Raw genomic sequence first — 19,493 nt, 5'->3', positions numbered from 1 at the left:
GCGGGCGGCTCAGGCCGTGATGAACTCACGCACGAAGGGCGTGGCGGGTCGGGCGCGGATATCCTGCGGCCGGCCGATCTGTTCGATCCGGCCCATGGACATGACGACCACCAGATCGGCGAGTTCCATCGCCTCGTCCTGATCGTGGGTGACGAAGATCGTCGTCAGGCCGGTGGCATCGTGGATTTCGCGCAGGCCCTGCCGCAGTTCCTTGCGCACGCGGGCATCCAGCGCGCCGAAGGGTTCGTCCAGCAGCAACATCCGCGGCTCGATCGCCAGGGCGCGGGCCAGCGCGACGCGCTGCCGCTGGCCGCCCGACAGCTGCGAGGGGTAGCGGGTGCCAATGTCGGGCAGCTGGATCAGCTGCAAAAGCCGCGCGACCCGGCGGGCGATTTCGGCCTTGGGCGGGCGGCTGGCGCGCGGGCGGGCGTGCAGCCCATAGGCGATGTTGTCAAACACCGTCATATGGCGAAACAGCGCGTAGCTTTGAAACACAAAGCCTGCTTGCCGGTCCTGCACCCGAAGGTTGGTGGCATCCTGCCCGTCGAACAGCACCCGCCCCGAGGCCGGAAATTCCAGCCCGCCCAGAATGCGCAGCAGCGTCGTCTTGCCCGATCCCGAGGGGCCCAGCAGGGCGACCAGCGCCCCCGAGGGGATGGAGAGCGAGACAGGATGCAGTGCAGCGGTGGTCCCGAAGGTCTTGGCGATTTCGTCGATCTCGACATGCATGGCGATGTCTCCTTGGCTGGCCGGGGCAATGGGTATTTGGAAAAAGGCAAAGCAGGTCAGTGGCGGCGCGTGGCGGCAAGCTGGTCGGCGTGGCGCAGCTCGAGCGCGGTCTTCAGCAGCAGGGTCAGCAGGGCGAGCATCGTCAGCACCCCCGCCATCGAGAAGGCGGCGACCGAGAGATATTCGTTATAGAGCATCTCGATGGTGATAGGCATGGTCGCGGTCTGGCCGCGGATCTTGCCCGAGACGACCGCAACCGCGCCGAATTCGCCCATGGCCCGTGCGGTGCACAGCAGCACGCCATACAGCAGCGCCCAGCGGATGTTGGGCAAGGTGACGGTGAACAGCACCCGCCAGCCCGAGGCGCCAAGGGTAAGGGCGGCCTCTTCCTCGGACCGGCCCTGTTCGATCATCACGGGGATCAGCTCGCGCGCGACAAAGGGGAAGGTGACGAACAGGGTCGCCAGCACGATGCCGGGCAGGGCGAAGACGATCGGGTGGCCGTTTGCCACCAGCCAGCCGCCAAGCGCGGAATTGGCGCCGAACAGCAGCACGATGCACAGCCCCGCGACCACGGGCGAGACCGAGAAGGGCAGGTCGATCAGCGTGATCAGCAATGCCTTGCCGCGAAAGTCGAAGCGGGTGATGAACCAGGCGGCGGCAAGACCGAAGGCGGCGTTCAGCGGCATGGCAATGGCGGTGACGGTCAGCGTCAGCCGTATGGCCGCCAGCGCATCGGGGTTGCCAAGGCTGGCAAGGGCGGCGAGCCATCCTTGTGCCAGGGCTTCGGCAAAGACCACGGCCAGCGGGGCGAAGACCAGAAGGATCAGGCCCCCCACCGCAAGGCCGATCAGCGCAAGGCGGATCGCGCGCGGCTCGGTCACGGCCGACAGGGGGCGGGGCAGGGTGGTATCAGACATGACCGATCCTCCGGCGGCTCCAGATCTGGATAAGGTTGATGGCCAGCAGCAGCGCAAAGCTGATTGTCAGCATGGCAAGGCCGATGGCGGTGGCGCCGTTGTAGTTGAACTCTTCCAGCTGGATGACGATTAGCAGGGGGGCGATTTCGGTCTTCAGCGGGATGTTCCCGGCAATGAAGATGACCGAGCCGTATTCCCCGACCGCCCGCGCCAGCGACAGCGCAAAGCCGGTCAGCGCGGCGGGCATCAGCATCGGCCAGATCACCCGGCGCAGCGTATAGGCGCGCGAGGCGCCTAGCGTGGCCGAGGCTTCCTCGACCTCGCGGTCGATTTCCTCGATCACGGGTTGTACGGTGCGGGCAACGAAGGGCAGGCCGACGAAGACCAGCGCGATGAAGATGCCCCATTGGCCATAGGCGATCTTCCAGCCGATCTCGCGGGCCAGGCTGCCAAAGGCGCCGTTCGGGGCATAAAGCGCGGTCAGCGCGATGCCCGCCACTGCCGTTGGCAGCGCAAAGGGCAGGTCGACCGCCGCGTCGATCAACCGGCGGCCCGGAAAGCGGTAGCGCACCAGAACCCAGGCCAAGAGGATGCCGAAGAACAGGTTGAACGCCGCCGCCAGCAGCGACAGGCGGAACGACAGCGACAGCGCCGCCCAGACGCGGGGCCGGTTGATCGTGTCCCAAAGTCCGGCAAGGCCGAAGCCGGCACCCTGAACAAGCAGGGCACCGATGGGGGCAAGCACGACGATGGACAGCATCGTCAGGGTGATCCCCATGCTGAGCCCGAGGCCGGGCATGGGGGAGCGCTGGATCAGGGCCATGATCCTACTTCCCGGTGTAGATCTGATCGAAGATGCCGCCGTCGCCGAAATGTTCCGGCTGTGCCTTCGCCCAGCCGCCAAAGTGGCCGATGTCGACCAGATCCAGCGCGGGGAAGCGGGCAACATCTTCGGGGGCGGCGGCCGAGGTATCCCAGGCGCGGTAGTAGTGCTTGAAGGCCAGCGCCTGCCCTTGGGGCGTATACAGGAAGTCCAGATAGGCATTCGCCAGCGCGCGCTGTTCCGGCGTCTCGATATTCGCCTCGACCAGCGCGACGGGTGGCTCGGCCAGGATCGAGACCGAGGGGACGACGATGTCGAACTGATCCGCGCCCAGTTCCTTCAGCGCCAGATAGGCCTCGTTTTCCCAGGCCAGCAGCACATCGCCGATGCCGCGCTGGGCAAAGGTGGTGGTCGCGCCGCGGGCGCCGCTGTCCAGCACCGGCACATGGCGGAACAGATCGCCGACGAAGGCTTTCGGATCCTTGCCGTTCCTTTCCGCCCAGGCCCAGGCCGCCAGATAGTTCCAGCGCGCCCCGCCCGAGGTTTTCGGGTTGGGGGTGATCACCTCGACGCCCTCGGCCACCAGATCGCCCCAGTCCTTGATCGCCTTGGGGTTGCCCTTGCGGACCAGGAACACGATGGTCGAGGTATAGGGCGAGGAATTGTGCGGCCGGCTGGCCTGCCAGTCGGCGGGCAGCTTGCCCGCCTGTGCGATCCGGTCGATGTCCGAGGCCAGCGCCAGCGTGACCACCTGGGCCTTCAGCCCCTCGATCACCGAACGGGCCTGCGATCCCGATCCGCCATGCGAGGTTTCAATGCGCGGGGCCGGATGGCCCTGGTCTTGCCAGTGCTTGGCAAAGGCGGCGTTGACGTCGCGGTAAAGCTCTCGGGTGGGGTCGTAGCTGACGTTCAGCAGCGCCTCGGCCCGTGCCTGCGGCGCGCCGCCAAGGGCGGCCACCGACAGCGCCAGAATGGCGATCGCGCTGCGGATCACGCGGGCAACCGGCCAGCCGGTCAGGGTGCGGGCGCCATCGCGGATGGTCACGCGGCCATCGGCGTGATCGTGGATCTTGGGGCCCTGCGCGCTGATATGGCGTGACATGCGGATGGTGGTAAGCATCAGGGGCTCATTCCTGGGGTGACTGGTCATCGCGCGATCCTCCGGGACAGGCGGCCGGCGGGGCCGCCGTGGCGGGGCATCGTGCAGGTCATGGGCATGGTCATGCTCAGCGAAGCCCGGTTGCGGGCAGCGGGAGCAAGCGGGACGATCTGCGTCATGGGCGTCTCCTTTCCGGCTGATGACACATCTGATGGGTTAAATATCGACCAAGTCAGTAGTGATTAGCAATGGAATAATCTCGCCATTCTTTGTCGTGATTATAGAATATAATTCTCCGACCTGCCCTGCGCCTGCCTGCCCAGCCCAAAGAATAACGACATAATCACTGGACATTTGTTGATAATGAGTCATGCTGCCCCCAACCAAGGAGGTTTGCATGACCGCGCTGGACCTGATCGACCGCAAGATCGTGGCGCAACTGATGCGCGATGCGACGCAATCGGTGGCGCAGATCGCCGATCAGGTCGGGCTGTCGTCCACCCCGTGCTGGAAGCGTATCCGCAGGCTGGAAAGCGACGGGGTGATCGAACGGCGCGTGGCCCTGGCCAGCCCGCAGGCGCTGGGGCTGGGGGTTTGCGCGGTCGTCATCCTGCGCGCCCCCGATCACAGCGCCGAATGGCGCGAGCGGCTTGGCGCCGTCGTCGCGGCCATCCCCGAAATCATGGAGGTCTGGCGCGTCGCGGGGGAAAATGACTATCTGCTGCGCATCGCCGTGGCCGACATGGCGGCCTTTGACCAGCTGTGCCAGCGTCTGGCCGGTGAAGTGCCGATCCGCGAGATCACCTCGCATCTGGCGATCGAGCGGGTGAAGTTCACCACCGCCTTTCCGGTGGATACGATCCGCCGCTAGGCCGCCGGGGGCAACCGGACGGTCACGGTCGCAAGGCCATTGCGGATCTGCTTGTCCACCGTTGCCCCAAGGGCCGAGGCCAGCGTCGTCACGATGGACAGCCCAAGGCCCGACCCGGCCGATCCCGGTTCCTTCTGATAGGGGTCATCGAGCAATGCGGTGCGGGTGGTCGTGTTTTCGAATGTCACGTCGGCGGCCGGGCTGACGCGGATCGTGATGTCGCCGGTTCCATGTTCGATGGCGTTTTCCAGCAGGTTGCGCAGCAAGATCGCCAGCGCATCGGGATCGCTGGCCACCATCAGGCAGTCCAGATCGCTGTCATCCATGCGGATGCGGCCCTTTGCACGGGGCCGCAGCTCGTCGATCAGCAGGCGCAGCACCTGGATCAGATCGGCAGGGCCACGGCCCAGGCCCAGCCCTGCCTCGGCGCGGGACAGTTGCAGCAGGCGTTCTGTCCGGCGGGTCAGGGCATCCAGAATGGGCAGCGCGGCCTGCGCCTCGGGGTCGGACGACAGGTTCAGCCGGGCGCGCACAGCGGCGATGGGGGTGCGCAATTCATGCGCGGCATGGCCGATGAAGCGCCGCTCGGCATGGCGCAGGGCCTCGATGCGGGCGATATGCTCGTTCATGCCATCCACCAAGGGGTGCAGTTCGGTGGGCAAGCCCTCGGCAGGCATGGCCGACAGATCGTCGGGTCGGCGCCCGGACACCGTCTTTGCCAACCGCTCGACCGGGGCCAGCCCGCGGGCCAGACCACGGCGCAGCGCCCAGACCAGCCCGATCAGCAGCGGCAGGATCAGCACCAGAAAGGCGGTTGCGGCCTCGAACATCTCCTCGCGCCGCCAGGATCGCTTGTGCGCAACCTCGATCACCGTGCCTTCGCTGGTATGGCGCAAGATGCGCCAGCCGTTGCTGTCGGCAAATCCGTCGCGGGTCAGCGGCGCCCAGGACGCGGGCGGTTCCGTGCCGCCAAGCGCATAGGTGCGCAGCACACGTTCGCCATCGTTGGTCTCGATCCCGACCTCGCGCGCGATGGTTCCGGTGCCCGAGGCATCAAGGAACAGCACCGTCGCCTCGGCCAGCGCCGAAAGTTCCTCGTCGAACATCTCGTTGATCTCGCGGTCCAGCATGTGGACCGCCTGCGCGATGGTGATCGCCCAGCCAAGCGCCACCAGCCCGACCACCTGCCGCGTCAGGCGGCGGCGCAGCGACCAGGGGCGATCGGGCGCGGGGCTCATGGCACGATATACCCAAGCCCGCGGCGGGTCTCGATCACATCGGCGCCCAGTTTCTGGCGCAGGCGCGAGACATAGACCTCGACCGCATTGCCCTCGATCGGGGTGTCAAAGGCATAGAGCGCATCCTCCAGCGCCGATTTCGCCAGCACCCGCCCCCGCGCGCCCACAAGCGCATCCAGCAGCGCCCATTCGCGCGAGGTCAGCCGAATCTCGGTCCCAGCGCGCCAGACCCGCGCGGCGGCCCGGTCGATTTCCAGCGTGCCGACATGCAGGCGCGTTTCCGGCACGCCCTGTGCGCGGCGGGCATGGGCGCGGATGCGGGCGGACAGTTCCTGAAGATCATAGGGCTTGCTGACATAATCGTCGGCCCCGGCATCCAGCCCCGCAATGCGGTCGCTGATCTGGTCAAGGGCCGTCGCGATGATGACGGGCGTGCGGTCCCCCTTGCGGCGCAGGTGGCGCAGCACCGCAAGCCCCGAGCCATCCGGCAGGCCAAGATCAAGAACCACGCAGGCAAAGTCCGCAACGTCCAGCGCCGCAAGTGCGGTCGCCACATCCGGGGCATGATCCACGGCATGCCCTTCGGCCCGCAGGAATTGCAGGACAGATCGGGCAAGATCGGGGGCATCTTCGACCAGAAGCAGGCGCATGGTGCTGCATACCGCCCCCGCCGCATCCGGGCGACAGAAAAATGCGATCCTGTCGCCCGCTGTAAGGCTGGTGCAAGCTGGCGGCGCGATCTGGGCGCAACAGGACCGGCGCCCGGAAGGACCGATTCCGGCAACGGATCGCCACGGGTTCGGGCAGCAACGACAGCCGAACGGATGCATCACATGACCGACGACACCAAGACACCGCCAGCCGGGTTCCGGCTGCCACGGCCCATGATCGGGCAGACAACCCTGAACCTGATCGTGGCCAGCTATATCATGCTTGTCCTGAACGGCGGGTTCTGGGAACGGGTCGTGCATGTCTTCCCCGGCTCGACGATGCAGCCCGTGCTGTTCGGGGCGGGCGTGTGGGCGCTGACGGTGCTGCTGCTGGAACTGCTTGGCCCCTGGCGGCTGCAAAAGCCGGCGGCTGCCCTGCTGGTGATGATCGCGGCCGGCGCGCATTACTATGAGCGCAACTTTGGCGTGCTGATCGACCGCGAGATGATCCGCAACGTCTTTCAGACCACGGTGGCCGAAGGGCGGCATCTGATCACCTGGGGCGCGGTCGGTCAGATCGTGCTGACGGGCATTGTGCCGGCTGCCCTGATCTTCTGGCCGCGGGTGCGGCGGCTGGGGCCGTGGCATCAGCTGTGGCGCTGGCCGGCAGGCGTGGGCATCGCCTTTGCTCTGATGGCCGGTGCGCTGTTTGCCGACTACAAGTCGTTTTCCGCCGCCCTGCGCCAGCGGCATGACCTGATGGCGGCCTATCAGCCGGGCGCCACGGTCAATGCATTCGTGCGCTTTGCCCGCGAGCAGTGGAAGACCGCCGATCCCGTTGCCCGCCCGCTGGGCACCGATGCCCGGCCCGGCCCGCTGCTGGCGGCGGCGGACAAGCCGGTGCTGCTGGTCGTCTTTGCAGGCGAGACCGCGCGGGCCCAGAACTTCGGCCTCAATGGTTATGCGCGCGACACCACGCCGGAACTGCGCAAGCGGGGTGTCATCAACTTCAGCGATGTGACGGCCTGCGGCACCTCGACCGCGGTTTCGCTGCCTTGCATGTTCTCGCGCCTCACGCAGGCCGAATACAGCCGCATGGGCTTTCTGAGCGAAGAAAACCTGCTGGACGTGCTGGGCCATGCCGGGCTGGGTGTTGCGTGGTATGACAACAACACGGGCGATCAGCGCATCGCCGCGCGCCTTGGCTGGAGCCATGTCGACGCCACCCTTTCGCCCGAGGCCTGCACGGGCGAGTGCACGGACGAAGCGTTCCTGCCGCTGATCGAAAAGACCATCGCCACGATGGAGCGCAACACCGTGCTGGTGCTGCACATGATCGGCAGCCATGGCCCGGCCTATTACCTGCGCTATCCGCCGGCGCGGGCGGTGTTCCAGCCCGAATGCAGCACGGCGCAGTTTTCGGACTGCACGGTAGAGCAGATCGTGAACACCTATGACAACACGATCCTTGAAACCGATTATGTGCTGTCGCGGACCATCGACATGATGGCGGCGTCGGATCGGGTGCTGCCTGCCATGGTCTACATGTCGGACCACGGCGAATCTTTGGGCGAGGACGGGCTTTACCTGCACGCCGCCCCCCGCTTCATGGCGCCCGAAGTGCAGACCAAGGTTCCCTTTGTCATGTGGCTGGGCGACACGTTCCGCAGCACGATGAAGCTGGACCAGGCCTGCCTGAGCAAGCTGGGTGACCGCCCGGTCAGCCATGACAACCTGTTCCACACGGTGCTGGGCCTGCTGGACATCACCACCTCGGTGCGCGATTCTGGCCTTGATCTGACGGCAGGGTGCCGGACCAAGGAGGGGGCCTGATGCCGCAGGCACAAGATAACGACGCTCAGCCCAAGGTCGTCCCCCCGCGGGGCGGCCTGATGCACCTGATCGATGCCACGGGCTATTCGCTGGCGGGCTTTCGGCGGCTGATGGGCGAAACCGCCGCGCGGCATGAACTGCTGGGCGGTGCGGTGGGGGTGGGGCTGCTGATCTGGGCCGGCGCCGGGGTTGGCCATTGGCTGGGCTTTGCCGCGCTGTTCTGCGCGCTGCTGGCAACCGAGGCGCTGAACACCGCCATCGAGGTTCTGGTCGATCACCTTTCGCCTGGCTGGTCGCGCATGGCGAAAGAGGCCAAGGATCTGGGCTCGCTGGCCGTGGGTCTGATGGTGCTGGCCAATGTTGCCTTTGTCGGTGCGGTGGTGACCGGGCTGGTGTAACCACGGGGGGCCCGCAGGGATGACCTGCGGGCCCCCGGGTCACTGGTCGGGTCACTGGGCGGTATAACCGCCATCGACCAGATGATAGGATCCGGTGATGAAGCTTGCCCGGTCCGAAAGCAGGAACACGATCAGCGCCGCCACCTCATTGGCCCGGCCAAGGCGATTGAGGGCGTGCTTGCCTTCCAGAAACTTCAGCGTGTCGGCATCAAGCGCCTCTTCGACCATGGGCGTGTGGATGAAGCCCGGACCAACCGAATTGACCCGAACGCCTGCGGCCGCATGTTCCAGCGCGGCATTCTTGGTCGCGCCCACCACGCCGTGCTTGGCGCTGACATAGGCGACCGAATTCGCAAACCCGACCGACCCCAGGATCGAGGCCACGTTGACCACCGCGCCGCCGCCTGCCCTGGCGATCTCGGGGATGGCAAAGCGCATGCCGTAAAAGACGCCCGACAGGTTGATGTCGATCACCTTTTGCCAGCCCGACAGGTCGTAATCGCCCGTTGGCGCCTGCGGCCCGCCGATGCCCGCATTGTTGACGATGCCATGCAGCGCGCCGGTCCTGGCAACGGCAGTCTCGACCATGGTCTTGACGCTTTCGGCCTTGGCGACATCCACCGTCACGGCATGGGCCTTCCCCCCCTTGGCCGCGATGTCTGCGGCGATCTTTTCGGCATGGGCAAGGTTCAGGTCGGCCACGATCACGGTTGCGCCGCTGCTGGCCAGTTCCTCGGCGGTCGCGGCGCCGATGCCAGAGCCGGCCCCCGTCACGATGATCGTCTTGCCGTCGAAACGCAGATCCATGGCCATTCTCCTTGTGGTGTCGTGTCTGGGGCTTTCTCACTATACCCGGCATGTGACGCGGGGGTGAGGATTTTGCCCCGGCCGCGTCATCATATCACGGTGCATCGCCTTTGCGGCCGGCTGGCGCGATCTTTGATTTGCCGCGCGGCGGGGTGCGCGCCTATGCTGGCGTCAGGGAGAGAGTTCAGATGACCCATGACGCCGAGCCGGCATCCGCGCGCGGGGCCGCGGTCGCCGAAATCGTCGCGCGCCATCACGGCGCCGAAGGGCCGTTGCTGCCGATCCTGCACGATGTGCAGGCGGCCTTTGGCCATATCCCCCCCGATGTGCTGCCGCAGATCGCGCAGGCCTTGCCGATCCCGGCGGCCGAGCTGCATGGCGTCGTCAGCTTCTACCATGACTTCCGGCAGGCGCCGGCCGGGCGCCATGTGCTGCGGATCTGCCGGGCCGAGGCCTGTCAGGCCGTGGGCGGCGCCGCGCTGGCCGATCATGCGCGCGATCGTCTGGGGCTGGACTGGCACGGCACCACCCCCGATGGCCGCGTGACGCTGGAGCCGGTGTTCTGTCTGGGCCTGTGCGCTTGCGGTCCTGCGGCCATGGTGGATGGCCGGCCAGTCGCCCGGCTGGATGCCGCCCGGCTGGACCGGATTGTCGCGGGGCTGGACTGATGCGGATCTATGTTCCCATGGATACTGCCGCCCGCGCACTGGGCGCCGATGAGGTGGCCGACGCGATCCGCACCGAAGCAAAGGCGCGCGGGCTGGACGTGGCCATCGTGCGCAATGGCAGCCGGGGGATGATCTGGCTCGAGCCGCTGGTAGAGCTGGAAACCGATCAGGGCCGGCTTGCCTTTGGGCCGATGGAACCTGCCGATGTTCCTGCGCTGTTCGATGCGCCCGGCGCGCACCCCAAGGCGCTGGGGCGGACGGACGATCTGCCGTGGATGGCCCGTCAGACCCGGTTGACCTTTGCCCGCGTGGGGGTGATCGACCCGCTGTCGATCGCAGATTACGAACAGCACGGCGGCCTGCGGGGCCTGCGCCGCGCGCTGGAAATGCCCCCCGCGCAGGTGGTGCGGCAGATCACCGACTCGGGCCTGCGGGGCCGGGGCGGGGCGGGCTTTCCCACCGGCCTCAAGTGGCAGACCGTTCACGATGCGCCGGGGCCGCAGAAATACATCGTCTGCAATGCCGACGAGGGCGACAGCGCCACCTTTGCCGACCGGATGCTGATGGAGGGCGACCCCTTCACGCTGATCGAGGGCATGGCGATTGCCGGCATCGCCGTCGGGGCCGACCGGGGCTATGTCTATATTCGGTCGGAATATCCGGGGGCGGTGGACCAGATGCGCCGCGCCATCGCCATTGCCCGCGCGGCGGGGGTGCTGGGGCCATCGGTGCTTGGATCGGCCCATGCCTTCGACATCGAGGTCCGGGTTGGCGCCGGGGCCTATGTCTGCGGCGAGGAAACCAGCCTGCTCAACAGCCTTGAAGGCAAGCGCGGCGTGGTGCGCGCCAAGCCGCCATTGCCGGCGCTGCAGGGATTTCTGGGGCGGCCGACGGTGGTGAACAATGTGATCTCGCTGGCCTCGGTGCCGGTGATCCTGGATCGGGGGGCCGCGTTCTATCGCGATTTCGGCATGGGCCGTTCGTGCGGGACCATGGCGCTGCAACTGGCGGGGAATGTGCGCTTTGGCGGGTTGTTCGAGGCAGCCTTTGGTCTGACACTGGGCGAGATCGTCAACGATATCGGCGGCGGCACGGCCTCGGGCCGGCCGGTCAAGGCGGTGCAGGTGGGCGGGCCGCTGGGGGCCTGGTTCCCGCCTGCGCTGTTCGGCACGCCCTTTACCTATGAACATTTCGCCGCGGCCGGCGGGCTGATCGGTCACGCCGGCCTGACAGTGGTCGATGAGCGCACCGACATGTTGCAGATGGCCCGCTTTGCGATGGAATTCTGTGCCATCGAAAGCTGTGGCAAATGCACCCCTTGCCGGATAGGCGCGGTGCGCGGTGTCGAAACGCTGGACCGGATCGCGCAAGGCGACGCCGCCGCAATCCCGCTGCTGACCGATCTGTGCGAGACGATGAAGGCCGGATCCTTGTGCGCGCTGGGGGGCTTTACCCCCTATCCGGTGATGTCCGCGCTGACCCATTTTCCGGGCGATTTCATCCCCCACCGGGAGGCTGCCGAATGAAGGATTTCATCCTGCCATCCGATCGCGACATGGGCACGCCGGCCAGCCGGTCGACCACCATGGTCACGCTGGAAATCGACGGCTTTGCGGTGACGGTGCCCGAAGGCACCAGCATCCTGCGTGCGGCGGCGGAAATCGGCATCAGCGTGCCGAAACTGTGCGCGACCGACAGCCTTGAGGCCTTCGGATCGTGCCGTCTGTGCCTTGTCGAGATCGAGGGCCGCGCGGGCACGCCGGCCAGTTGCACAACCCCGGTGGCGGCGGGGCTGAAGGTTCACACCCAGACAGCCAAGCTGAAACAGCTGCGCCGCGGGGTGATGGAGCTCTATATCTCGGACCACCCGCTGGATTGCCTGACCTGCGCGGCCAATGGCGATTGCGAACTGCAGGACATGGCCGGGGCGGTCGGCCTGCGCGAGGTGCGGTATGACTCGCCGCAAGTTAATGAAATGGCAACACATTTTCGCGCGCGAAACACCTCGGGCGAGCCGAACCCGGACTGGCTGCCCAAGGATCAGTCGAACCCCTATTTCACCTATGATCCGGCGAAATGCATCGTCTGCAACCGCTGTGTCCGCGCCTGCGAAGAGGTGCAGGGCACCTTTGCGCTGACCATCGACGGACGCGGCTGGGACAGCCGGGTCTCCACCGGGGCGGCGGATTTCCTGTCGTCGGATTGTGTCTCTTGCGGCGCCTGCGTGCAGGCCTGCCCGACCGCCACCCTGACCGAAAACACCGTGATCCAGATCGGCGCGCCCGAGCGGTCGGTCCTGACCACCTGCGCCTATTGCGGTGTCGGTTGCCAGTTCAAGGCCGAGATGCGCGGCGAGGAGCTGGTGCGCATGGTGCCCTGGAAACAGGGCAAGGCCAACCGCGGCCATTCCTGCGTCAAGGGCCGCTTTGCCTGGGGCTATGCCACCCACAAGGACCGCATCCTGAAGCCGATGATCCGCGAGGCGATCACCGACCCGTGGCAAGAGGTCAGCTGGGCCGAGGCGCTGGATTTCGCCGCGACGCGCCTGCGGTCCATTCAGGAACGCCATGGCCGGCGGTCGATCGGGGTCATCACCTCCAGCCGCTGCACCAACGAGGAAACCTATCTGGTGCAAAAGCTGGCCCGCGCGGTGTTTCGCAACAACAACACCGATACCTGCGCGCGGGTGTGCCATTCGCCGACCGGCTACGGGCTGGGCCAGACCTATGGCACCAGCGCGGGCACGCAGGATTTCGACAGCGTGGATCATTGCGATGTGGCGCTGGTGATCGGGGCCAATCCGGCGGCCGCGCATCCGGTCTTTGCCAGCCGCCTGAAACGGCGACTGCGGCAGGGGGCCAAGCTGATCGTCATCGACCCGCGCCGGACCGAAACGGTCGAAGGCGCGCATTACCGCGCCGTCCATCATCTGGCACTGACACCCGGCACCAATGTGGCCGTGGTCTCGGCGCTGGCGCATGTGATCGTCACCGAAGGGCTGCATGATGAGGGGTTCATCCGCAACCGCTGCGACTGGAACGAGTTTCTGGACTATGCCGAATTCATCGCGGACCCGCGCCATTCCCCCGAGGCGGTGGAATCCGTCACCGGCGTTCCCGCAGCCGAAATCCGCGCGGCGGCCCGGCTCTATGCCACGGGGGGGAATGCGGCGATCTATTACGGGCTGGGCGTGACCGAGCATTCGCAAGGGTCCACCACCGTGATTGCCATTGCGAACCTTGCAATGCTGACCGGCAATATCGGCCGCCCCGGCGTGGGGGTGAACCCCTTGCGCGGGCAGAACAACGTGCAGGGCAGTTGCGACATGGGATCGTTCCCGCACGAATTGCCCGGCTATCGCCATGTCAAACACCCCGAGGTGCGGGCGATCTTCGAGGCCGCCTGGGGCGTTCCCATCGACCATGAACCGGGCCTGCGCATCCCCAACATGCTGGACGCGGCGGTCGAGGGCACGTTCCGCGGCCTTTACTGTCAGGGCGAGGATATCCTGCAATCCGACCCCGACACCCACCATGTCGCGGCGGGTCTGGCGGCGATGGACTGCGTGATCGTCCACGATCTGTTCCTGAACGAGACGGCGAATTATGCCCATGTCTTCCTGCCCGGATCCAGCTTTCTGGAAAAGGACGGCACCTTCACCAATGCCGAACGCCGCATCAACCGGGTGCGCCGGGTGATGGCGCCCAAGGCAGGGTTTGCCGATTGGGAAGTCACCCAGATGCTGGCCAATGCCATGGGCGCGGGTTGGGGGTATACGCACCCTTCACAGATCATGGCCGAGATCGCGGCGACCACGCCCAGCTTTGCCGGGGTGACCTATGATCTGCTGGACCGGCTGGGATCGGTGCAATGGCCCTGCAATGCGGCGGCGCCCGAGGGCACGCCCTTGATGCATGTCGATGGCTTCGTGCGCGGCAAGGGCCGGTTCATCCGCACCGACTATGTCGCGACGGATGAAAAGACCGGGCCGCGCTATCCGCTGCTGCTGACCACCGGGCGCATCCTCTCGCAATACAACGTCGGCGCCCAGACCCGGCGCACCGACAACGTAGCCTGGCACCCCGAGGACGTGCTGGAAATCCACCCACATGATGCCGAGGTGCGCGGGATCCGTGACGGCGATTGGGTGCGGCTGGCCAGCCGATCGGGCGAAACCACCCTGCGGGCGAACCTGACCGACCGCGTGGCCCCCGGTGTGGTCTATACCACCTTCCACCACCCCGAGACGCAGGCCAATGTCATCACCACCGATTATTCGGACTGGGCGACCAACTGCCCGGAATACAAGGTGACGGCGGTGCAGGTCAGCCCCTCGAACGGCCCGACGGACTGGCAAAAGGACTATGCCGCCCAGGCCGCGCAGGCCCGGCGCATCCTTCCGGCGGCAGAATAGCCATGGATCAGGGCGATGCAAAACTGATCCGCATGGCGAACCAGATCGCCACCTTCATGGCCTCGAAACCCGAGGCCGAGGGGGTGGCGGGCCTTGCCGGTCATATCAACGATTTCTGGGATCCGCGGATGCGGGGCCGGTTGCTTGATCACCTGGCGCGGGGCGGCGCGGGGCTGATGCCCATGGTGATCGCCGCGGCCCCGCTGATCCGCCCGCCGGCCGAGGCGCCCTAGCCGCCGGTCTGCCGCGACAGGGCAAAGGCCGAGAGGTCGATCGGGCTGGTGCCGTCCAGCGCGCGAAGCGCCGCACATTCGCCGATTGCGGCAGAATGCTTGAACCCGTGGCCCGAACAGGGCGAGACAAGCTGAACGCGGTCCATATCCGGGTGATCGTCGATGACAAAGGCGGAATCGGGCGTCACCGTGTAAAGGCAGGTCGATGCCTTGACGACCTGCGGGGTCAGCCCGCGCAAGCGCCCGGCAAGGCTGTGGTCAAAGAAGCGGCGCGATTCATCGGCGCCGACCTGCCGGTTGAAATCGTTCGGATCGACCAGCGCATCGTATTGCTCGTTCGCGACCTTCAGCGTCAGCCCACCGTCAAGACTGGGGAAGCCGTAGAAGAAATCGTCCTGACCATCGCCGTGCGGCCACATGTAGACCGGGCCGTTCACCCAGGTCGGCGCGAGGTCCGGGGCCTCAAGGGCGAACCAGTGCAGCATCTGGCGATGAGGCTGGAACAGCGGGCGCATCGCGGATGGCAGGAAATCCGCGACCCAGGCCCCGGCCGACAGGATGGCCCGATCCGCCTGGATCGTCGCGCCATCGGCCAGTGTCACCACCACACCGGCGCCATGCTGGCTTATGCCGGTGACGATGGTTTGGGTGCGCAGCTCGGCGCCCATCCGCGCGGCCTCGGTCAGTTGGGCGGTGATCGCGGCTTCGGGGCTGACCCAGCCGCCGCCGGGTTCGAAATAGCCGACCTCGTCGTCTGCGATGGCGAATTGCGGGAAACGGTGGCGCAGATCGTCGGTGCCCAGCACGTCATGCGCGATACCAAAGGTCCTGGCCGACTGAAGCGTGCGGCCAAGGAAATCGGTGCGCAGGCCACGGTCGGCCGTATCGCCCGGACGCGCGATCAACAGCGCGCCGCAGCGGGTCAGGATGCGGGTGCCGGTGGCCGCTTCCAGCTCGTCCCAGATCTGATGCGCGCGCAGCACCAGCGGCACATAGTCCGCACCCTCGCCTATGCCCTGCCGGGTGATCCGCGTCTCGCCATGGGTCGAGCCCAGGGTATGCGGCGGGGCGTGGCGGTCGATGCCGATCACCCGCGCGCCGCGCCGGGCGGCCTGATACAGCGCCGCGCTGCCCATGGCGCCCAGGCCGATCACCACAAGTTCGCAGCCGCTTTGCGTCACCATACCCATGCCCCACTCGTATGTTGCGCGCAGGATGGGGCGCGGCGCGGCGGGTTGCAAGGGGCAGCCCTAGGCGATCGGCAGCGGCAAGCGGACGCGCACCGTGGTTCCCTTGTCCGGCTGGCTTTCGACAGCGATGGTGCCGCCCATCGCCTCGACGATATGGCGCACGATGGCCATGCCCAGCCCGCTGCCACCAAAGCGCCGGGTGGTGCTGCCATCGGCCTGTTCGAATTCGTCAAAGATCCGCGCGGTCTGTTCGGCGGTCATGCCGATGCCGGTATCGCGCACCTCGAAGTGAAGCGCGCCGTCCCTGGCGTCCGACAGGGTGACAAGCACTTCGCCCGAGACAGTGAACTTGACGGCATTGCTGACCAGATTCTGCATGACCTGTTGCAGGCGATGCGGATCGCCGATCCGCGATTGCAGCGCCCCGCCCGGCACCATGACCGAAAAGGACAGGCCCTTGGCATCGGCCTGACGCCAGAACAGGGTGTCGATCCGCTCGGCCAGGTCGATCGGGGCAAAGGGCGCGCTTTCCAGCACCATCTTGCCCGCCTCGATCTTGGCCATGTCCAGAATGTCGTTCAACAGCGCCAGCAGCAATTCGCCCGAATCGCGGATGGTGGCCACCATGGCCCGCTGTTCCGGTGTGGTGACGGCATCGGACAGCACCTCGGCCATGCCCAGAACCCCGTTCAGCGGGGTCCGAATCTCGTGGCTCATATTGGCAAGGAACTGCGATTTCGCGCGGCTTGCAGCCTCGGCCCGCTGAACGGCCTCGGTCAGGTGCTGTTCGTGGCGATATTGCTCGGTCACATCGGCAATGGAAAAGACGATGCGCACCCGGCTGTGGCGTTCGGGGGCCAGATGCGTTGCGTTCAGCGAGACGATGCGCCGCTCGCCATCCGATCGGCGGATCAGCGACAGGCGTTCATCGCGGATCGGCGTGCCGTCAATCAGGGCGCGGCGCAACATGTCGTCAAGGCCGGGGATGCTGTTGCCATCGGGAAGCCGGATATCCCATTCGGGATCGTCATGGCGGATAGGGGTGCCGGGTGTCAGGCGGATGCCCAGAATCCGCTCGGCCTCGGCGTTGACGAACAGGAAGGTGCCGGTTTCGTCCAGCGCCAGCAGGCCTGCCAGGCTTGTTTCGGTCAGCGCGGCCTGCAGATCGCGTTCGGCACTGAGCGCGCGTTGCAGCTGCTGACGCTGCGTGACGTCGTGCATCCGCACCACCCAGCCCACGGGTGCCGCCTTTTCATTCAGCGGCCGGGTCATCGGCGCGACCGAAACGGAATAATCGCGCCCGCCGACGGTCTGGACACAAAGCGCGTCGGGCTTGCCGGTCAGGATGGCGCGCACCAGCGGCTCCAGCCAGTCGGCCGCCTGTTGCGGCAGCCCGGCTTGCGGGTGATCGGTGCCGATCAGCCGGCGCCCTTCGGGGTTGGCGCTGAGCAGGTTGCCGGCGGGGTCGATCACGATCACCGGGTCCGGCACGATGTAGAACAGCACGTTGCGCGCGATGGCGTCGGTGTCCATCAGCCGGTTGTTGACGATCAGCAGCGCCAGCACCGTCAGCACGGCGGAAAAGGCGAAGGGGGTCGGGTCAAAGCCAAAGACCGTCACGCCGAACAGCAGATAGGACAGGTTCGCGATGGCCGGAACCAGCGTGATGACAAAGAGCGCGCTGAAAAAGGTGCGAAACGGCCGCTGGGCGCGCAAGGCACCCAGCAGGGTCTGGGCGATGGCATATCCCAGGAAGATGTAAAGATAGCCGGCCAGCAGATAGAACAGCGGGCCGTGATCGAACTGACCGGAAAGTATGTCTTCCGCCTGCTCCAGCCGGGTGTCGGGGCCATAGAACATCTGGTGTAGCGGATTGGTCGCCGCCACAAGCAGTGCCGTGACCGGCCCGGCGATCAGCAGCGCCCGTTCCAGCGGGCGGACGCGTTCCGCGATATGGGGAAAGCAGTATTCCATCAGGAAGAACGACCAGGCCGTCGGCAACAGCACGATCATCGGCCAGCTGGCGCTTGCCCAGAACACCGTGCATTCCAGCGAGACCTGCGACATTTCCATGGCGCCGCCGATCAGCCACAGCGCCATGGCGCCAAGCGCGATCAGGAAATTCTGCTTGCCGAAAAAGCCCTTCTGCCTGCGCAGCCAGATTGCAACGCCAACGACGCCCAGCATGACGAGGAATGTGAACACCACCCTGTCGTCGATGATATGCGGGCGGAAACACTGCATCATGCGGGGGGTGGCTTTCGGCTGTCGTGTCTTTGCTGTTGGAATGTGGACCAGATTGCACGCGACCTCGCAACCCAAGAGTGCGATCGTGGGTCAGGATACCGGCAATAGATGAATGGTGCGCGAACTTTCGCGCCGGAGCGGCCGCTAGGCCCGCTCGCGCAGCGCCGAGATGGTGTCGATCAACTGCTGGCGGCGAAAGGGCTTGGCAAGATGGCTGTCAAAGCCGCCTGCGACATATTCGTCCAGTTGATGGCTGAGGGCATTCGCCGTCACGGCAACTGCAGGGATAGGCGCAAGGCCCCGGTCGTTTTCTTCGGCGCGGATGGTGCGCAGTGCGGTCAGCCCATCCATGACGGGCATCGCGATATCCAGCAGCAGCATGTCCAGCGGGGAATTGCGCCAGGCCTCCAGCGCCTGGGCGCCATTGCTGACAGAGGTGATGGTCGCGCCGGTGTTTGCCAGCATCTCGCGCATGACCATCAGGTTCGTTGGGCTGTCATCCGCGATCAGGAATCGCAGGCCGGCAAAGGGTGCCGGGGCGGTCGTGGAAGAGGCAGGCCCGCGAACGAGACTGCTGCTGTCGGTTGTTCCGAAGGGAAGCGTCAGGCGAATGGAGCCCGAGGGCGTATCTTCGATCTTGCCGCGCATCCGGGCCACAAGTTCCCTGATGCGAGAGGTTGGCGGCGGCACGCCTGACAGCTCGATCGTCAGCGGGCGTTCGGGGCGGCCGCTGAAGAACAGCCGAACGGTTTCTGCCCCGTCGGCCGGTTTTTCCAGCAGCAGGTCAAGCGTTTCGCGCAGACGAAAGGGATCGCCCCGGCGCAACTTGCCGGCCCCGAGCGCCACCGCAACCTCAAGCGTGGCGCCTTTGGCTGCCAGCAGCGGCGCGAACGCCTCTTCGCATTCGCGGGCCAGTGTCAGCAGCGCGAATTATATGGTTGGCTCGTTGACGCGATCTTGCACTGTCATAACCGGCCTTTCCGATATGAGGGAAGAAAGTTCAACGCGAATCCCAGTCGCACGCAGGGCAGATTACCAGAAATTTCACCCTATGCGTGTAATTTGCAATTTGCAAGGCGCCATCGGGTTGCTGCTGCGATCCCGGCATAATTTCGCCCGTCGGATCGACCGATACAGGCGGTCATGGTCCTTCGATCCTGGTCACGATGATGAAATGGCCGTCAGATTTGCCTTTGTGCGGCTGGCGGATTGATCCAGATTGCGGGTTGCGGTGGCGGCCATATCGCCCAGCGTTTCCCCCTCGCGTCCCGTGCAGAGCCCCGAGCAGCGCCGTTTCCTGGGGGGCGTGAGCCGCGCCCCGCCAGTGCGACCTGGCCGGATTTCGACCAGCCCTTCGGCTTGCAGCACCCGCA

Annotated in this window: 19 protein-coding genes; 8 read left to right on the top strand and 11 right to left on the bottom strand. The window is 66.2% G+C overall.

The genetic code is table 11. The features are described from left to right. Window positions 1-9 precede the first annotated feature (9 nt). The 5 genes from G481_RS23040 to G481_RS26865 are packed head-to-tail and all read right to left on the bottom strand — an operon-like array spanning window position 10 to window position 3,750. A complete protein-coding gene (locus tag G481_RS23040; protein ID WP_084450673.1) occupies window positions 10-729 on the bottom strand; it encodes a sulfate/molybdate ABC transporter ATP-binding protein in 720 nt (239 codons plus the stop codon). Between the two features lie 56 nt (window positions 730-785). Further along, window positions 786-1,649 (bottom strand): sulfate ABC transporter permease subunit CysW, encoded by an 864-nt coding sequence (cysW, locus tag G481_RS0106485; RefSeq protein WP_028029304.1) that lies wholly within the window; start codon window positions 1,647-1,649, stop codon window positions 786-788. Continuing rightward, window positions 1,642-2,475 carry a sulfate ABC transporter permease subunit CysT gene (gene cysT / locus G481_RS0106480; protein WP_028029303.1) on the bottom strand — a complete coding sequence of 278 codons (834 nt, stop codon included), beginning with the start codon at window positions 2,473-2,475 and terminating at the stop codon, window positions 1,642-1,644. The genes cysW and cysT overlap by 8 nt, the downstream gene beginning before the upstream one ends. Window position 2,476: 1 nt before the next feature. Continuing rightward, entirely contained in the window at window positions 2,477-3,592 is a 1,116-nt protein-coding gene (locus tag G481_RS0106475; protein WP_035025275.1) for a sulfate ABC transporter substrate-binding protein, read from the bottom strand. Between the two features lie 26 nt (window positions 3,593-3,618). Beyond that, window positions 3,619-3,750: a hypothetical protein gene (locus tag G481_RS26865; protein ID WP_281171639.1), complete on the bottom strand. Its 132-nt coding sequence runs from the start codon at window positions 3,748-3,750 to the stop codon at window positions 3,619-3,621. A gap of 218 nt (window positions 3,751-3,968) precedes the next feature. Between G481_RS26865 and G481_RS0106465 the strand changes: the two genes are divergently transcribed. Then, complete coding sequence (locus tag G481_RS0106465; protein ID WP_154664536.1) at window positions 3,969-4,442, top strand: Lrp/AsnC family transcriptional regulator; 474 nt, start codon at window positions 3,969-3,971, stop codon at window positions 4,440-4,442. Here the strand turns inward: G481_RS0106465 and G481_RS0106460 are convergent. Both G481_RS0106460 and G481_RS0106455 read right to left on the bottom strand, forming a co-directional pair. Then, a complete protein-coding gene (locus G481_RS0106460) occupies window positions 4,439-5,680 on the bottom strand; it encodes an ATP-binding protein (RefSeq protein WP_028029300.1) in 1,242 nt (413 codons plus the stop codon). The genes G481_RS0106465 and G481_RS0106460 overlap by 4 nt on opposite strands. Next, a complete protein-coding gene (locus G481_RS0106455; protein WP_028029299.1) occupies window positions 5,677-6,330 on the bottom strand; it encodes a response regulator transcription factor in 654 nt (217 codons plus the stop codon). The genes G481_RS0106460 and G481_RS0106455 overlap by 4 nt, the downstream gene beginning before the upstream one ends. Between G481_RS0106455 and G481_RS26210 the strand changes: the two genes are divergently transcribed. The 3 genes from G481_RS26210 to G481_RS0106445 are packed head-to-tail and all read left to right on the top strand — an operon-like array spanning window position 6,329 to window position 8,561. Then, on the top strand, window positions 6,329-6,517 hold the full coding sequence (locus tag G481_RS26210) for a hypothetical protein (protein ID WP_161630506.1): 189 nt from the start codon (window positions 6,329-6,331) through the stop codon (window positions 6,515-6,517). The two genes, G481_RS0106455 and G481_RS26210, sit on opposite strands and share 2 nt — an antisense overlap. Next, window positions 6,514-8,163, top strand: a complete 1,650-nt coding sequence (locus tag G481_RS23035) for a phosphoethanolamine transferase (RefSeq protein WP_028029298.1) — start codon at window positions 6,514-6,516, stop codon at window positions 8,161-8,163. The genes G481_RS26210 and G481_RS23035 overlap by 4 nt, the downstream gene beginning before the upstream one ends. After that, complete coding sequence (locus tag G481_RS0106445) at window positions 8,163-8,561, top strand: diacylglycerol kinase (protein WP_028029297.1); 399 nt, start codon at window positions 8,163-8,165, stop codon at window positions 8,559-8,561. Before G481_RS23035 ends, G481_RS0106445 begins: the two co-directional genes overlap by 1 nt. A gap of 51 nt (window positions 8,562-8,612) precedes the next feature. Here the strand turns inward: G481_RS0106445 and G481_RS0106440 are convergent, their stop codons facing one another. Beyond that, window positions 8,613-9,368: an SDR family NAD(P)-dependent oxidoreductase gene (locus G481_RS0106440; RefSeq protein WP_028029296.1), complete on the bottom strand. Its 756-nt coding sequence runs from the start codon at window positions 9,366-9,368 to the stop codon at window positions 8,613-8,615. A 188-nt stretch (window positions 9,369-9,556) separates the two neighbouring features. Here G481_RS0106440 and G481_RS0106435 point away from each other — a divergent pair, with 188 nt between their 5' ends. Genes G481_RS0106435 through G481_RS23030 form a run of 4 tightly spaced genes read left to right on the top strand, consistent with a single transcriptional unit; the run spans window position 9,557 to window position 14,683 of the window. Next, window positions 9,557-10,036 carry a formate dehydrogenase subunit gamma gene (locus G481_RS0106435; protein WP_028029295.1) on the top strand — a complete coding sequence of 160 codons (480 nt, stop codon included), beginning with the start codon at window positions 9,557-9,559 and terminating at the stop codon, window positions 10,034-10,036. Then, the gene (locus G481_RS0106430; protein WP_028029294.1) at window positions 10,036-11,562 is read left to right on the top strand and encodes a formate dehydrogenase beta subunit; all 1,527 of its coding nucleotides are present in this window, start codon (window positions 10,036-10,038) and stop codon (window positions 11,560-11,562) included. Before G481_RS0106435 ends, G481_RS0106430 begins: the two co-directional genes overlap by 1 nt. After that, the gene (fdhF, locus tag G481_RS0106425; protein ID WP_028029293.1) at window positions 11,559-14,450 is read left to right on the top strand and encodes a formate dehydrogenase subunit alpha; all 2,892 of its coding nucleotides are present in this window, start codon (window positions 11,559-11,561) and stop codon (window positions 14,448-14,450) included. The genes G481_RS0106430 and fdhF overlap by 4 nt, the downstream gene beginning before the upstream one ends. Window positions 14,451-14,452: 2 nt before the next feature. Beyond that, a complete protein-coding gene (locus tag G481_RS23030) occupies window positions 14,453-14,683 on the top strand; it encodes a formate dehydrogenase subunit delta (protein WP_035025271.1) in 231 nt (76 codons plus the stop codon). On the opposite strand, the gene solA is transcribed toward G481_RS23030, so the two are convergent. The 3 genes from solA to G481_RS0106405 all read right to left on the bottom strand — a co-directional run bounded on the left by solA (window position 14,680) and on the right by G481_RS0106405 (window position 18,966). After that, on the bottom strand, window positions 14,680-15,873 hold the full coding sequence (gene solA, locus G481_RS0106415; RefSeq protein ID WP_028029292.1) for an N-methyl-L-tryptophan oxidase: 1,194 nt from the start codon (window positions 15,871-15,873) through the stop codon (window positions 14,680-14,682). The two genes, G481_RS23030 and solA, sit on opposite strands and share 4 nt — an antisense overlap. A gap of 60 nt (window positions 15,874-15,933) precedes the next feature. Further along, window positions 15,934-18,120, bottom strand: coding sequence for a sensor histidine kinase (locus G481_RS25025; RefSeq protein WP_051294340.1), 2,187 nt, complete (start codon window positions 18,118-18,120; stop codon window positions 15,934-15,936). Window positions 18,121-18,264: 144 nt separating this feature from the next. After that, the gene (locus tag G481_RS0106405; RefSeq protein WP_028029291.1) at window positions 18,265-18,966 is read right to left on the bottom strand and encodes a response regulator; all 702 of its coding nucleotides are present in this window, start codon (window positions 18,964-18,966) and stop codon (window positions 18,265-18,267) included. Window positions 18,967-19,493: the final 527 nt, after the last annotated feature.

The sequence above is a fragment of the Gemmobacter nectariphilus DSM 15620 genome (assembly GCF_000429765.1).
GTDB classification, from domain to species: domain Bacteria; phylum Pseudomonadota; class Alphaproteobacteria; order Rhodobacterales; family Rhodobacteraceae; genus Wagnerdoeblera; species Wagnerdoeblera nectariphila.
Note: the sequence above shows the minus strand (reverse complement) of the source record. Positions and strands in the feature narration are given on the sequence as shown.

Excerpts from the sequence above, each read along its gene's own strand:
- solA (WP_028029292.1), bottom strand. The coding sequence starts at position 15,873 with ATGGGTATGGTGACGCAAAGCGGCTGCGAACTTGTGGTGATCGGCCTG.
- G481_RS26865 (WP_281171639.1), bottom strand. The coding sequence starts at position 3,750 with ATGACGCAGATCGTCCCGCTTGCTCCCGCTGCCCGCAACCGGGCTTCG.
- G481_RS23030 (WP_035025271.1), top strand. The coding sequence starts at position 14,453 with ATGGATCAGGGCGATGCAAAACTGATCCGCATGGCGAACCAGATCGCC.
- G481_RS0106435 (WP_028029295.1), top strand. The coding sequence starts at position 9,557 with ATGACCCATGACGCCGAGCCGGCATCCGCGCGCGGGGCCGCGGTCGCC.
- G481_RS0106455 (WP_028029299.1), bottom strand. The coding sequence starts at position 6,330 with ATGCGCCTGCTTCTGGTCGAAGATGCCCCCGATCTTGCCCGATCTGTC.
- G481_RS26210 (WP_161630506.1), top strand. The coding sequence starts at position 6,329 with ATGGTGCTGCATACCGCCCCCGCCGCATCCGGGCGACAGAAAAATGCG.
- G481_RS0106460 (WP_028029300.1), bottom strand. The coding sequence starts at position 5,680 with ATGAGCCCCGCGCCCGATCGCCCCTGGTCGCTGCGCCGCCGCCTGACG.
- fdhF (WP_028029293.1), top strand. The coding sequence starts at position 11,559 with ATGAAGGATTTCATCCTGCCATCCGATCGCGACATGGGCACGCCGGCC.
- cysW (WP_028029304.1), bottom strand. The coding sequence starts at position 1,649 with ATGTCTGATACCACCCTGCCCCGCCCCCTGTCGGCCGTGACCGAGCCG.
- G481_RS23035 (WP_028029298.1), top strand. The coding sequence starts at position 6,514 with ATGACCGACGACACCAAGACACCGCCAGCCGGGTTCCGGCTGCCACGG.
- G481_RS0106440 (WP_028029296.1), bottom strand. The coding sequence starts at position 9,368 with ATGGATCTGCGTTTCGACGGCAAGACGATCATCGTGACGGGGGCCGGC.
- G481_RS0106475 (WP_035025275.1), bottom strand. The coding sequence starts at position 3,592 with ATGCTTACCACCATCCGCATGTCACGCCATATCAGCGCGCAGGGCCCC.
- G481_RS0106430 (WP_028029294.1), top strand. The coding sequence starts at position 10,036 with ATGCGGATCTATGTTCCCATGGATACTGCCGCCCGCGCACTGGGCGCC.
- G481_RS0106465 (WP_154664536.1), top strand. The coding sequence starts at position 3,969 with ATGACCGCGCTGGACCTGATCGACCGCAAGATCGTGGCGCAACTGATG.
- G481_RS0106445 (WP_028029297.1), top strand. The coding sequence starts at position 8,163 with ATGCCGCAGGCACAAGATAACGACGCTCAGCCCAAGGTCGTCCCCCCG.
- G481_RS25025 (WP_051294340.1), bottom strand. The coding sequence starts at position 18,120 with ATGATGCAGTGTTTCCGCCCGCATATCATCGACGACAGGGTGGTGTTC.
- G481_RS23040 (WP_084450673.1), bottom strand. The coding sequence starts at position 729 with ATGCATGTCGAGATCGACGAAATCGCCAAGACCTTCGGGACCACCGCT.